The 12,724-nt window shown below is 66.8% G+C and carries 12 protein-coding genes; 1 reads left to right on the forward strand and 11 read right to left on the reverse strand.

Features of this window, described 5'->3' with window-relative positions; all coding sequences use genetic code 11:
• Positions 1–11: 11 nt before the first annotated feature.
• The 3 genes from ABIC30_RS25850 to ABIC30_RS25860 all read right to left on the reverse strand — a co-directional run bounded on the left by ABIC30_RS25850 (position 12) and on the right by ABIC30_RS25860 (position 2,610).
• Positions 12–701, reverse strand: coding sequence for an antibiotic biosynthesis monooxygenase family protein (locus ABIC30_RS25850; RefSeq protein ID WP_354456300.1), 690 nt, complete (start codon positions 699–701; stop codon positions 12–14).
• Between the two features lie 190 nt (positions 702–891).
• The gene (locus tag ABIC30_RS25855) at positions 892–1,620 is read right to left on the reverse strand and encodes a haloacid dehalogenase type II (protein WP_354456301.1); all 729 of its coding nucleotides are present in this window, start codon (positions 1,618–1,620) and stop codon (positions 892–894) included.
• Positions 1,621–1,692: 72 nt separating this feature from the next.
• Positions 1,693–2,610, reverse strand: coding sequence for a tyrosine-type recombinase/integrase (locus ABIC30_RS25860; RefSeq protein WP_354456303.1), 918 nt, complete (start codon positions 2,608–2,610; stop codon positions 1,693–1,695).
• Positions 2,611–2,990: 380 nt separating this feature from the next.
• Here ABIC30_RS25860 and ABIC30_RS25865 point away from each other — a divergent pair, with 380 nt between their 5' ends.
• Positions 2,991–3,950 (forward strand): hypothetical protein, encoded by a 960-nt coding sequence (locus ABIC30_RS25865; RefSeq protein WP_354456305.1) that lies wholly within the window; start codon positions 2,991–2,993, stop codon positions 3,948–3,950.
• A gap of 155 nt (positions 3,951–4,105) precedes the next feature.
• Here the strand turns inward: ABIC30_RS25865 and ABIC30_RS25870 are convergent, their stop codons facing one another.
• The 8 genes from ABIC30_RS25870 to thcB4 (ABIC30_RS25905) all read right to left on the reverse strand — a co-directional run bounded on the left by ABIC30_RS25870 (position 4,106) and on the right by thcB4 (ABIC30_RS25905) (position 12,722).
• Complete coding sequence (locus ABIC30_RS25870) at positions 4,106–6,190, reverse strand: patatin-like phospholipase domain-containing protein (protein ID WP_354456307.1); 2,085 nt, start codon at positions 6,188–6,190, stop codon at positions 4,106–4,108.
• 948 nt (positions 6,191–7,138) lie between these two features.
• Positions 7,139–7,744 (reverse strand): toll/interleukin-1 receptor domain-containing protein, encoded by a 606-nt coding sequence (locus tag ABIC30_RS25875; RefSeq protein WP_354456309.1) that lies wholly within the window; start codon positions 7,742–7,744, stop codon positions 7,139–7,141.
• The gene (gene thcA / locus ABIC30_RS25880) at positions 7,728–8,411 is read right to left on the reverse strand and encodes a Thoeris type III anti-phage system protein ThcA (RefSeq protein ID WP_354456311.1); all 684 of its coding nucleotides are present in this window, start codon (positions 8,409–8,411) and stop codon (positions 7,728–7,730) included. Before thcA (ABIC30_RS25880) ends, ABIC30_RS25875 begins: the two co-directional genes overlap by 17 nt.
• Before the next feature lie 2 nt (positions 8,412–8,413).
• A complete protein-coding gene (gene thcB4, locus ABIC30_RS25885; RefSeq protein WP_354456312.1) occupies positions 8,414–9,574 on the reverse strand; it encodes a Thoeris type III anti-phage system protein ThcB4 in 1,161 nt (386 codons plus the stop codon).
• 9 nt (positions 9,575–9,583) lie between these two features.
• On the reverse strand, positions 9,584–10,072 hold the full coding sequence (locus ABIC30_RS25890) for a TIR domain-containing protein (protein ID WP_354456314.1): 489 nt from the start codon (positions 10,070–10,072) through the stop codon (positions 9,584–9,586).
• A gap of 340 nt (positions 10,073–10,412) precedes the next feature.
• Positions 10,413–10,910: a TIR domain-containing protein gene (locus ABIC30_RS25895; RefSeq protein WP_354456316.1), complete on the reverse strand. Its 498-nt coding sequence runs from the start codon at positions 10,908–10,910 to the stop codon at positions 10,413–10,415.
• 64 nt (positions 10,911–10,974) lie between these two features.
• Positions 10,975–11,562, reverse strand: coding sequence for a Thoeris type III anti-phage system protein ThcA (thcA, locus tag ABIC30_RS25900; RefSeq protein WP_354456318.1), 588 nt, complete (start codon positions 11,560–11,562; stop codon positions 10,975–10,977).
• On the reverse strand, positions 11,559–12,722 hold the full coding sequence (thcB4, locus tag ABIC30_RS25905; protein ID WP_354456319.1) for a Thoeris type III anti-phage system protein ThcB4: 1,164 nt from the start codon (positions 12,720–12,722) through the stop codon (positions 11,559–11,561). Before thcB4 (ABIC30_RS25905) ends, thcA (ABIC30_RS25900) begins: the two co-directional genes overlap by 4 nt.
• Positions 12,723–12,724 lie beyond the last annotated feature (2 nt).

Genomic DNA, 12,724 nt, shown 5'->3' on the forward strand with positions numbered 1-12,724 from the left:
GCCCAGGGCGGTCAGACATGTATGGTCTCGCGGCCGGCCGCGTCCGGGTAGTATTGCGGTGCCTCACGGCGGTCGAACATCCCGTAATCGCGGATCACGCGGACCCGGCGGACGCGGGCGCCGTCGGGGATGTTGCCGTGGTTCTCGAACCTCCGGGCCGCCGCGTCGTCCGGCCAGGAGATCAGCAGGACGAGATCCCCGGGCGTAAGGACCGCCTCGAAGATGTCCCAGGACGTGGTCTCCGCGACCGTATAGGGGCTGAGGCCCATCCACTCCGCGCAGTCGTACGGATTGGTGGTCTCCTTCCATTCCGGGGGGCGGGTCACGGTGATCAGGGTGACCGCCGTGCCCTCGCCGGCACGCGTCTCGTCGAGGCGCTGCTCGACCAGTTGCTGCCCCTCCGGGAGCCGGCTGTCGGCGACGAACTGCCCGACGCGGAGGTGATAGTCCGACAGGACCTCGCCGCGACCCCGCTCCTGGGCCTCGTGGTGCCGCACGCGCGTCCGCCAGCGCACGAGAGCCTTCTCGTCCTCCCAGTCCGACAACGACAGGATCCAGCCCTCGCGCAGGAGGCTGCGATAGCGGACGTTCTCGAGGAAGCCTTCGATCTCCTCCAGCTCGGGCCGGAGGAGCTTGGCGATGCCGAGGTAGGCGTCCCATTGGGCTTCGCCCGGGTGCACTTCGAAAATCACGGAAAACATGTCTGGGCTCCGTCGTTCCGCGGGTGCTGGGGGATTGGACTTGACCGGTTCGCGCGAACCGACGCGGCTCGTACGGCCTCGCCGCCCGCGCGTCCGGCGTCACGTGCCGCTCGCCGACACGCCGAGAAGGCGCTCCGGGGATGGCCGCGACCCGGACATCCCCGGTCGGGCACGCGGACAGGCTGCGGGATCACCGCCACTGCCGGATCATGTCGCGGGCAAGTTCCGGCAAGTCGCGCCCGATCGCGTTCGGCTGCGGCAGGCCGGGGATCGGCAGCGCCGCGTTGCCCGGGCGCGTGACCAGGCCGGCGGCCATTCCGGCGGCCTGGCCGCCGATCGTGTCCCACACGTGCGTCGCGACCATGCAGCATTCGCCGGGGGCGACGTCGAGTTCCTGCGCGACCATGTGGTAGACGGAGTTCAGCGGTTCGTAGGCGCGGCACGCCTCGATATTGAATTGGCGCTCGAAGAACCGGTCCAGACCGGCGTTCTCGAGCGGGGTCTTGGATCCGGGTGTGGGCGGCGAGTTCGTCAGCGTCACCATGCGAAAGCCGGCTTCCTTCAGGAGTCCGAGGCCCGTCGCAGCGTCCTCGTGCGCCGGCATCGTCTTCATCGCCTGCCGCAGCGCCTCGGTGTCCTCGGGCTTGATCTCGATACCGTGCACCGCGCCGACCATCTGGAAACACCCTCCGCCGATCGCCCAGTAGTCTTTATAGAGCCCCGCCAGGGTGATCGTCATCGAGTACATGATCAGTTGCCCGAGCCACTCGCGCATCACACGCTTGTCGCCGAACACACGTTCGAACAATGGGTGCATCGATTCGAAGTCGATGAGCGTCTCGTTGACGTCGAAGATTAGGATCGAGGGCCTACCTGCCGGCCACTTGTCCTTGTCCCGAATGTCTGGGTTCCGTGCCATCGTGGGTACGCCTCCCTCAAGCCGATCGGGCCTACCTGTCGCCCCTCTCCGACGATCGCCAATAGCCGTTGGTTATCGGGTGGGGCAGACCCGGCCGCCGTCGCTTCGATCCAGGCGTCCGAACACGTCCGCACCGCGGATGGCGACCCTTAGGGCGCGGTCGCTGACGTGGGTATAGATCTGCGTCGTAAGGATGCTTCGGTGGCCGAGCAGCCGCTGGACGAAGCGGATGTCGACCCCGGCTTCCAGCAGCTCGGTCGCGGCGGTGTGGCGGAGCATGTGAGGCGTGACGGTTCGTTTAAGCCCTGCGGCCTGAGCGAGGCGTCGCAGGCGAACCCGGACCGCCGCCGTCGACAAAGACCGCCCGTCGTCAGTCCGGAACAGGTGGTCCGTCGCCCTCCCGGCCGCGTGGCGATCCCGGATGTAGTCGCGGATCATGCCCGTCAGTTGCTCGCCCGGGATGACCACTTGGCGCTGGCGATCCCCCTTGCCCACGATCCGGATGTCACCGCGGTCGAGATCAATGTCCCCAAGCCGAACCGACACAAGTTCCCCGACCCGCATCCCGGTCGCGAACATGAGGAGCGTGGCCAGCCGGGTCAGGGCGGACACGCCTCCGGTCTCCCGTGCCAGGCGCGCCATCTCGTCCGTGGTGAGGCACCGCGGAAGCCGGTCCGGGATCCGGACGCGGATCTCCGTGCCGTCGAACGGGTCCGCGGCGATCTTCGCCGTGCGCGCCAGCCATCGGAACAGGCCCCGGGCGCAGGCGAGCCGCCTCTTCACGGTCGCCGGCGCCAAACCCCGCGCCGTGGACAGGTGGGCCGCGTACGCGACGAGAGCTTGGCCGGTCACGCCACCGACATCGGCTGGGCCGAAATGGCCGACCAGTTCGGCAACGTCCTGCCGATACGCCGCCAGGGTGTTCAACGAGAGGTGACGCTCGAGGCGGCAATGCCGCAGGTAAGCCTCGCCGGCCTCTTTCAGGGTCATCTTGCGTCTCGTCGCGCCTCGGGTCCGATCGGGCGTTATCCGGTCCGAAGTGCGGATATGCTTAAGGCCGCCCAGCTCGGCGCCACAACGCCGAGGGTCGTTCCCTCCGCTGGCCCGTTCGGGTCCCTCGGCGGGATCGCCGGGCCCCCGACGCCGGCGCGGCAACCGATTCGGCAGCGCAGCGTTCGGCGATCGCCCCCCGTCGGCCACGTGCCGTCCGTCCGCGGCGCGGCGCTGCCCCGACGACGCGCCCCGACGGTGTCCCATGCCGTCCCAGGCGGCCATCCTCCGAACTTGGCCGACCGGCGGCGTTGCCACCGCTTTGTGCCATTCTTGCCCGGACGGGATCGTGTGGCCGCCCTCCAAGACGGACCGGTCCCATGATCATCACCTGTGCGAAGACGAACCTCCCGATCCTCGGCGGCCCGGAATGGGCCGGGCATCCGTTCTCGCGAGTCGTCCTGCTTCGAGAGGGCCGCACGTTGGCGGCCGGCTGGTACGACGGTGCCGGACGGCTGAGCGGCCTGGACCTCCTGGCGGCCGGCGTCCGGGACGAGATCGAGGCCGGAACGGCATGCCTCGTCATCGGCGATAGCTACCGGTCCGGCGACGCGCCCTCTAACCTCGGCCGATCCGGGGTGATGCCGGAAGCCGGCTGGCGACCGAGCAAGGAGTTCATTGCCGCGTGCGAACGGCTCGGGGGCTTCGCCACCCCCGAGGGGCTCGTCCTCGCGTGCGCGGGCAAGGTCGCGCCCCATGTCGGCGCCGCGCTTACGCTGGCGCAGGTCGCCGTCCTGGAACGGCTCGGGGCCGAGCTGAGGCAGGCGGTGGCGACGCGGTTGGCTGCTCTGCCGATCTTCAATTTACGCGGGTCCCGACGCGAGGCCGGAGACCTGATCGAACGCGCGGTCGGGTTGGAGATCGTGCCCGTCGACACGGAGCTCCGGACGCTGCGCGTCATGGGCGGCCAGGGGCTCGAGGTCGGCGGGGCCATCCTGCAGGTCGACCATGAACGGGGCACGCTGTCCCCCAGTCCCGATGACCTCGCGGCGGATCTGGTTCGCTGGTTTCCGCCACGGAAGACCCGGATCGCGACCCTGACGCGGGACGGGTCACCGGCGGGGACGCTGACGCGTTACGACGTACCGGAACTCGCTACCCGACTCTTCGCGACTCGGTCGCCCGAGCATGGCGGTGTCTTCGGGTCGCTCGCGGCGGCGGCCGAGGCGTTGGGTCTGGCGGATGACGAGATGGAGGAACTCGATCAGGCGATGGGTACGCTTCGATCGAGCGCGAACATCGAGGTGTCGTTCCCCGCGCGGGCGGGACGATGTCCGTGAGGCATCCTGGTCGATGCCTCACGTGCGGGGATCGGGTCGCTGTCGCTCGGGCTTCGGCCGAATCGATCCTATCCTGGCGATGGGGTCGGGCTCACCGCCAGGGCCCGGGGCAGGACCGACGTGCTTCCGCGCGGGGGCCATGTCCGGTACCGGCCTCAGGGATATGTGTAGCGGAACGGGCGCCAAGCCTCGATCACGCTGCGGATCAAGGGCCAGGACCGCCAGCCGGGCGGTCGACGCACCTCGATCGTGTAGCGGCCACTGCCCACGTTCAGCGCGCGAAACGGCGAGCCGCAGGGGACCTTCGAGAGGGCGAGCAGGATTCCTTCGACGACCTCCGGGGCGAGGTGCGTGCCCCTCGCGACCTCGGTGACGGTGCTGCCGTCCCGGGCAGGCTCACAGAGCGCGGCCAGGATCGGCCGTACGTCGCGCGCCTTTCCTCCAGCCTCCAGTGCCGCCTGATCGATCTCGGGAGGAAGCCGCCAACCCGTGATCTGGTCGCGTCGCACGAGATCGGCGAGAATGGTCAGGGCGACGAACCGCAGGATGCGATCCTGTTGGGCCCAGAGCCCGAACCGGGCGATCTGGCGGACGCTCCATTTGCCGGTCTGCGAGCGGATGAATGGCCCCTTCACGAGTTCGAGCCGGCCCTTGATGCGCATCAAAAGGGTCGTGAAATCCTTCCCGGACATCCTGGGCCATTGCCGCAAAGCCACCTCGCGGCTTAGGTGATCGACGAGCGGCACCAGCATGTATTCCGGCGGCGCATCGGACGCCTTCTCGCCCGGCGCCTCCAAAGGATGATCGGCATAGCGTCCGGAGGGCTTGCGGATCGCCGCGTTATTCGCCGGCAAGCCGAAGGTAGATTGAAGGAAACGTTGGCAGTTGCGCCTTCCCAGCTGGTAGTCGTGCGCGCGGAACTCCTCGTCCAGGAAGCCGCCGAAGCCACCGAGCAGGCCGCAGGCAATGGGAAACTCGGCCGGTCCTTCCTCCTTCAGTGTTCTGCGCGGCGTGATCATGAAACGGCTGTGGTCGTTGTCGTCCATGACGGGAATGAGTTCGGACGCACGGAACCGGGCTTGATTGATCAGGGTCGGAAACAGCGCGCGCAGGGCCGCGGAGAACTCGGGCTCGGGGCTTCCTTCCGGAAGGACGGCAGGTGGTTCGGGGAACGGCGCGACCATGATCACGGCGCGATCCGCCTTCTCCCCGCTCGTCGCGCCAGCGTGCGGAAATCCCATGATCGCGAACTGGACATAGTCGAACGGCGTGTTGTTGACTACGCCGCCATCCACGTTGAGGAACGTGAAGGCTTCCGAAGAACGGATCGCATCCGGAAATTTCGCGGTGATCCGACCGGGCTCGACCGGAAGCGGATATTGCCGTCCGTCATACTGGTTCATCGGCGTGGAGAGGAGCCGCGGAGCCAGTCCGCCGGGGAACGCGGCGGATGCGAGGGCGGTCTCTCCGTAGCCCCGCCATTCATCGGGCATCATCTCGGTGGCCGACCTCGGTAGCGTCGCGATATCCACCTCGATGCATCTGTCCTGCGCCAGCCATGCCTCCTTCGGCCAGGCGGCGGACCCAACTCCGCTCACCGCGAAGTAGAAGCGGTCGCCATGCGTGAGCATCCCGTATTTGGCATTGCCGAAGTTCACTTCGAAGGGAATGCCTCGCAGATTTGAAACGGTCATGTAGACGTGCATCGTCTTCGAGAGATAGGCCGGGCCGTCGTCCCGCGGCTTGGAGCCGTGTAGGGCGGAGTCCTTGATTTGATCGAGAAGCGCGGCATTCAAGATAGATTTGAGCACGACTTCCACTTCGGCCTGCAGATCCTCGCCGCCGAGAAAGTCGAGTCTCTCGCTGTTCTCGCTCACCATCCTGGGACGCGTGACCCAGATGTCGTACAGAGAGGGAAGTACGCAGCGCGTCGGCTCGAACGGCCCCTCCGTGCTGCCTTCCAACTCGTGCAACTCCTCGGTCGTGAAGAGCTGCGTCTCAAGCCCGCGAGACAGGGCGACGACACCCAGCGCACCGGTGATCGCCCCCGCAGACGCCCCGGCGACGGTGCGAAGCGCCACGGTATGCTCGGGCATCGCACCGACCGGCGCATCCTCCCAGGCCTGGAGCGCCTGGAAGAGGAAGTCGAGAACGCCGGCCGTGTAGGCGCCGGCCGAGATGGCCCCGGCGAGCGCCAGGCCGATCTCGAAGTCCGGAGCGCCCTCAACGTGTCCAGTCATCGCTGCCCTCCCTCAATCACAGCCGGTGCGCATCCAATGACCCGGGTCGGGGGACGCTGCTGGGCGGACGCCAGCCAGGTCAAGCCGGAGAACGATAAGTCGCGGCTGCATCTCGATGCCGTTCCTGGCCCGCCGCCGGCACCGGAAGCGATGAATGGTGCCAAGATCCCGCGCCCATAGGCCAGGGCGAGGTCCCGGAACGGGGTCTCTGTGAGTGCGTTCGGGGGCATGTGCGCGTACCTTAGAGGCGCGCGGGCGATTGGCCAGTCACTCCGCCCGAGAGGTCCGGCCGGCTGCGGCTGCGACCGCCCATTCACATCCGCCTTCGAAAGCTTGTCCAACCCTCCTGCAGGACGGGGCGGCCCAACCGGTCCCAAGCGCGAGACCTGACTTGACGTCTGGCTCTGGCGTCACGGAGAGATCACGCTGCGGGCCGGGCCGTTTTGGTTCGGGCGCCAGGGCGCTCGTCCGCGTGGCCACGGTTCGGGTATCGCTACATCATGATGGGTCGGTCGGTGTCCTGCCGATCGCGGGTGCGTGCCCCTGTCCGCTGCGTTTGCCGTAGGTAGCCCGGAAACGTTTCATCGGCGGCCGCGCTGAGCGATACGACGGTGCATTCGTTCAGCTCAGGCCCGCCATACGAGGATGCGATCGATCGACGGCGTCGGATTCCCCTTACGGCCTGTGACGGGACCAATCTCGAAGATGGCCAATTTCCGCGTGGCGAAAGGATATGGATCGAAGACATATCCCCTTCGCGGGCCGACAAAACCTTCAAACGAATCGAGGTCGATCCCGCGCCGCATCCTTTCGGCTGCGTCGCAGCGGACCCATCACCTGGGAACGGCATCGATCGTCGCGCTCGCGCCGGCGTCGGTCGCCACCATACTCCCACGCGCAGGCCATGGTGAACGCGCCAAGGCTTCTCGATGCGATGGTTCCTTACCGTTACACGACCCGCGGCCGCATGGAGTCGCGTGGATCACGGCGCCACGAGTCGAACGAGCGATCGTTGGGGGCTTCGATCAACGAGATTCCGGAGGGACCGGGGACGACTGGCCTCACGACCCTAAGTTGCCCGTCTACGTCGAGTTCCACGTATGGATACAATCCGAGAAACTCCCTCCCTCGGTAGGAGCCTCCCGGAGTCGGTAGCACCGGCAAGACGGCGACCGGCCCCCGTCCGCCGTCGAACCAACCGAGTTCCCAACACATCCACAGGGATTGCACGGAGCCTTCTGTATCGAGGAACAGCAGCGAGTCGCTCACGCCCATCCTGGCGCGGATCAAGGCTGCGTTGGCCGGGATCACCTCCGCGCGATCGGCGCCCGGCGCCTCGATCCAGTCGCAGAAGACCGTGTAGCCGATGCCGGTGAGGACATCGTAGACGCCCAGCACGATCTCGGCGTCGCGTATGGTTTGGGACAGGAAGATGTCGTAACGCGCCGACCGTCGTCGGGCGACGGACCCGAGCGATCGCTCCACGCTCGTGCCCTCTGCCCGGGCCCGCCGGCGGGCTCTGTCGCGCACGTAACCGTCATGCAGGATCGCCATCGGGGATATTCCTTCCTGCGACGCCCTGGCGCCAGAAACGCTCATCCGTCCCGGCCGGCTGGTCGTCCGGTGTCCTGTAGCGCTCCTCCTTGACCGAGATGCCGAGGTGCCGGTGGAACAACGCGACGTAGTCGAGATCGTCGGACAGGTCGTCGGACAGCGGCCCGGCCTGCGCCGCGAGTTCGCGCGTCGCGCCGCCCGTCGAGAGGACCGGGACGACGGCTGCGTGCGGTTGGAGCCGACGGAAGAGCTCAAACTCCTGGACGATGCCGCCCATGCCTCCGATGAAGACGGCCGCCTTGAAACGCCGCTCCGAGAACATGCGCTTGCGCATGGCGAGGAGGCTGCGCTCGCGATCGCGTCCCACATCCCTTGTGAAGGTGACGTTCCGGAAGCGACGGTTGTCCTCGGGGAACTCGTCCTTGAAATGACGGGATTGGTACAGGCGAACCCATTGGCCGTAATCCACGCCGATGTCCTGGGCGACGATCCAGATCATCGGCGTGATGACCGGGTGGCCGCCCCAGACGATCAGCCGTCGGCCCAGCGTCACGTGGACCAGGGCCGACACCGCCGAGGCGATGGCCACGGTATCGGCGGTCCGTGCGTAGTGCGGGGCCCGCTGCGGGTCGGGAACGCTCGCGGACAGGAAGATGGCCTCCTCCATGCTCAGTCCTCCCAGGCCGCCAGCGCCCAGCCCGCCTCCGACACCTTGAGGGCACGAACGGCGCTGATCTGCTCGTCGAGCCAGCGCAGGTGCGCGCTCCAGGCGTCGCGGATGCCAATGTGGTCGTACACGAGCACGGGGGCATCCTTCATGTTGGCGCGGCGGGCCTTGTCCGCGACGTCGTGCAGGATCTCCGCCGTCGGTACGCCCACGATCGGGTAGGCCCAGATCAGCCGGCCATCGGGCAGGCGCAACGAGATCGCCCTGTGGGCCCCAATTCCCTCGACGGTCGCGCCGATCTTCTCCGCATCGGCGCGCAACTTGCCGGTGATCGCCATGTACCGCGCGGCGATGGCGCGGCTTCGCAGCCGTTCCACCTTGCGTGCAATCTCGTCCGCGGTCGCGACCGCGATCGGTCCATCCGCGCCTTCAAGGGCGCCCGAATCAAGGAAGACGGTCTCGGCCATGTTGGTCAACTTGCTGGGGCTGTGACCCGGCCAGACGACGCGAAGCACTTGGATGTCCTTCGCCAAGGCGCGCCCGAGCTCCTGTCGCGTCCATCGGCTGTCGAAGTACGCCGGCGTATCCAGCATCACCATGACGTCCGAATCCACGAGGCGATGCCAGAGCACGTCCTGGAAGGGATCGCCGGGCCTAATATCGTGCGTGTCCAGGAAGACGTCGAACCCGCGGGCGTTGAGGCGATCGTGCAGCTGGTGCGCCGCCGCCCGAGAGTCCGTTCGCCGGTAGCTGATGAACACGCGTCGCTGCGGCCGCAGCAGTCCGACGCATTCGAGCATGGCGGTCGCCGCGTCCACCATGCCGGGATCGTCGCGACGACGCCATGAGGCGTTGGCCGACCGCAAGAAGCCAGGCAGTCGATCCGCCAAGTCCGCTCCTTCCGGAAGGCTCGGTATGATCGGGGCGCTCGAACGAACGAGTTCCTGCGCCGCATCGACGTCACCCGGCGGTTCGCCGCCGAAGTAGATCGCCGCGAACGCTGCCCGCTTGTCCCGCCCGGCGATCGTCCCCCCATCGTGGACGAGCACGTCCTCGCCGACGTCGAGACCGAAATCCCCGATCATGTCGCGGAGGGTCGCGGTCAACGTCTCCCGTTCAAGGGGAGTGGCGTTGCCCAGGATCGCGACCTCGTAAAGGCTCATCGCCGCATCTCAATGACCAGCCGCGGTCGCGGCCGCCTCGATCCAGTTCGACATGTTGTTGTAGCCGTCGTCGCTCACCCAATCGTACGTTCGATAGATGTCGCTCAACTGGGCTTTTCTACCCCCGCGGTCGACGCTCCAATACGACAACGGGTTCTTGCCCCGAACGTCGATTCCGAGCCGTGGATCCTTGACCTTGTGGATGTCGATCGCGAGCAATCCCTTCTTCAGCTGATAGCTTCGCTTTATCTCGTGCCGAACCCACGGTCGATCGTAGGTCTCGGCACCGAACAGAACCACAGTGACCGAAGTTCCCCTAAGTTGTTCCTCGATCCAGTTCTCTATGCCGCCGGCGCGCCTCTTGGCTTCCTCGAAGGCGGCGGTGTCATAGAACGGTTGCGCCTCGCCCTGCGCCCGGATCACCCAGGACTGGCGGATCTGCTGGATCCGACGGACATCGCGGCCATAATGGAAGCTGAAGAAGACTCTACGCGCCATCGGTTTCCCTGGATGCTTGGAGTTTAACAGCACCGTTGTACGCTGTCAGACTAACTGCACGATAGCGGACTGGACGGCGCCACGGCTGATGGCCCCACGTGATACAGGAGGATCCATCGACCCTCGCATCGCGGATCGGCCGACCGACGTCATGTGCCCGGCCGACGGGCGAGCCCGTCCCAGCAGCGGGGCTCAGCGAACCCATGGCCCGCGAGCGCCGGAGCCCGGATCTAACTTGTCGGGCCGTGGCCCGGAACGAGCTGAGCGACCCGGATCTACCGATCCGCGACACGTCCGCACCGCCTCGAGCGCGCGCGGACGGGAGGTCCCCGATCCGCCGCTAACGCGCCGCCACCGCATCGTCCACCCACGTCTCGATGTTCGACGCGATGTGATCGTAGACGTCCGTGCTGGCGCCGTACGGAGGATCATAGACCTTGCCGGCGACGGCAATGCCGTCGACCACCAATCCGGCGAAGGGATCGGATCCTTTGCTGCACTGCTCCTTGTCCGCGTTCCTCAACCTATGGATATGAATGGCGAGGACGCCCAGACCGTCCTTCCACGCTTTCTTGATCTCGTACTTGACCCACTTGCGCCCCGCGGTCTTCGTCCCGACGAGCACGACGAGGCACTCCTTGCCCTTCATGTTGTCCGCGATCCATGCCTTGATCGCGTCATCGCCCTTCTTCTTGATCTCCTCCCACTCGTTCGCCGCGAGCAGCGGCTGTTCGTCGATCGAGCCGATTTGCTTGATCTGCGATACGCGCCAGCTATCGGGCTTGTAGTGAAAGCTCAGGAAGCAGCTCTTCGCCATGGCACCATCGTCCTTACTCATGCCGTCGACGGGATCGGCCCATCGAACTGTCGCGTGCGGGTGAGACGGATCGGGGGCGCCTGCGTCAGCCGCGGCCCGGACGTGATCCGAGGATGCCTCGGAAGAGGGAAGGATAGGCGAGGTTCGTCTCGAGTTCGGCCGGAAATTGCTGGCGATTCCGCTCGAAGATCCGAGCTGCCGCCGCCCCCGTGGAAGCGATCGGCACGGCGGCGGCGGCGGGTTGCATCTGCTTGAAGAGGTCGAACTCGGCCTCGACGCCCTCCATGCCGCCGACGAAGATGCCGGCGTCGAAACGTTCGCTCGCGAGCATTTCCCGTCGCAAGATGGCGAGGCTACGCTCGCGGTTGCCGCGGGCGCTGCGCGTCCATACGACTCGTTCGAAGGCCGTATTGTCGGCCGGTATGTCCTTGCGGAAGAAGCGCGACTGATAGAGCGTCACGCTCTCCGCCCTGGTCGCGCCTATCCCCTCGGCGACGACTCGTATGAGCGGGGTGATGGCGGGATGGCCGCCCCAGACCAGGCGCCCCTTCGGCAGGACCACGGTCGCGAGGGCGCGGACCGCGTCGCGGATGGCTATGACGTCGCTGCTGTCGAAATAGGCCGGGTCACGCGCGGGATCCGGCACGCTGGCGGAAAGGAAAACGACGGTCATTGCTCGACGAGCCTCTCCTCGGCTTGGGTGATGCGCACCGCCTTGACCGGCAGATGCTCGTCGAGCCAGCGCAAGAACTCGCCCCAGGCGGGCCTCAGCCCGCGCCCGTCGTAGAGCAGGAAGATCGCCGCATAGTCCCGGTCGTCATGGAAGCGCTTGGTCGCCTCGTGATACCTCGAGGCATCGAGGACGCCGACGGCAGGTATGGCGGCGACCTTGTCGCCGGACTTGAGCGTCGCCGTGATGAAGCGCTCGGGCTGGACGACCGCCGCCACCAACACGCGTTCAGCGGCGTCGCAGAACTCGCGCACCAGGTTGTCGTGCCGCGCGGCGAGTGATCGCGCGCGCAACGCCTCGACGCGTTCGGCGATCGCCTCGACCATCGCCGGAACGAGTTCGTCCTGCGTCTCGCCCGCGAAATTGGAGGGGTCGAGCCTCAGCCGTTCGGACAGCGCGATGTCGGGCAACTCCTCATGGCCCGGCCATATCACCTGCACGATGCCGATCGTCATCGCGCTCGCCTGCGCCAGCTCCTCCTTGGTCCAGCGACTCTCGACGAACCCTGCCGTATCCAGCAACACGACGACGTCGCTGTCCGAAAGACGATGCCACAGCACCTCCTGGAAGTCGTCGCCCTTCGGAACCGAATGCGTGTCCAGGAAGACGTCGTAGCCTCGTGCCTCGAGGGCATGCCTGAGCTGGAGCGCGGCGGCGGACGAGTCCGTACGCCGGTAGCTGATGAACAGGCGCCGCGACTTGCGCAGCAGCCCCAGGTTCTCCAACACGAGGTTGCACAGGCCGTCAGGCGGATCCGACAGATCCCAAGCCACGCCGTTGATCCGACCGAGCTCGGCTGGCACTTGGCTGCCGTAGACGGAGAGATCCTGGACGACGGGGATCACGACCGTCGCACGCGCCAGCAGGACCTTGACGACATCGTCATCATCGCTCGGCACGTCCGAGCCGCCGAAATAGACCGCGACCGCAGGCATCTTCGTGCCGAGATCGGCCACGTCGCGCCTTCGTGGGAAATCGACATGATCAAGGACGTTCTCCCCGAGTTCGCGAAGCCGCTTCTTGATCGCCCGCTTGAGGCGAGGGCCGTGCGTGGCTGCGCCGGGCCCGAGTATTGCGACGGCGTATCGAGCCGCGGTGATCATGA

This window comes from Methylobacterium sp. 1030 (genome assembly GCF_040544715.1).
In the GTDB taxonomy this organism is placed as follows: Bacteria; Pseudomonadota; Alphaproteobacteria; order Rhizobiales; family Beijerinckiaceae; genus Methylobacterium.

Bases quoted from the DNA above. Each gene is read 5' to 3' on its own strand.
- thcA (WP_354456318.1), bottom strand. From the start codon at position 11,562: ATGACCGTCGTTTTCCTTTCCGCCAGCGTGCCGGATCCCGCGCGTGAC.
- ABIC30_RS25850 (WP_354456300.1), bottom strand. From the start codon at position 701: ATGTTTTCCGTGATTTTCGAAGTGCACCCGGGCGAAGCCCAATGGGAC.
- thcB4 (WP_354456312.1), bottom strand. From the start codon at position 9,574: ATGAGCCTTTACGAGGTCGCGATCCTGGGCAACGCCACTCCCCTTGAA.
- ABIC30_RS25865 (WP_354456305.1), top strand. From the start codon at position 2,991: ATGATCATCACCTGTGCGAAGACGAACCTCCCGATCCTCGGCGGCCCG.
- ABIC30_RS25870 (WP_354456307.1), bottom strand. From the start codon at position 6,190: ATGACTGGACACGTTGAGGGCGCTCCGGACTTCGAGATCGGCCTGGCG.
- ABIC30_RS25895 (WP_354456316.1), bottom strand. From the start codon at position 10,910: ATGAGTAAGGACGATGGTGCCATGGCGAAGAGCTGCTTCCTGAGCTTT.
- ABIC30_RS25890 (WP_354456314.1), bottom strand. From the start codon at position 10,072: ATGGCGCGTAGAGTCTTCTTCAGCTTCCATTATGGCCGCGATGTCCGT.
- ABIC30_RS25875 (WP_354456309.1), bottom strand. From the start codon at position 7,744: ATGGCGATCCTGCATGACGGTTACGTGCGCGACAGAGCCCGCCGGCGG.
- thcA (WP_354456311.1), bottom strand. From the start codon at position 8,411: ATGGAGGAGGCCATCTTCCTGTCCGCGAGCGTTCCCGACCCGCAGCGG.
- ABIC30_RS25860 (WP_354456303.1), bottom strand. From the start codon at position 2,610: ATGACCCTGAAAGAGGCCGGCGAGGCTTACCTGCGGCATTGCCGCCTC.
- ABIC30_RS25855 (WP_354456301.1), bottom strand. From the start codon at position 1,620: ATGGCACGGAACCCAGACATTCGGGACAAGGACAAGTGGCCGGCAGGT.
- thcB4 (WP_354456319.1), bottom strand. From the start codon at position 12,722: ATGATCACCGCGGCTCGATACGCCGTCGCAATACTCGGGCCCGGCGCA.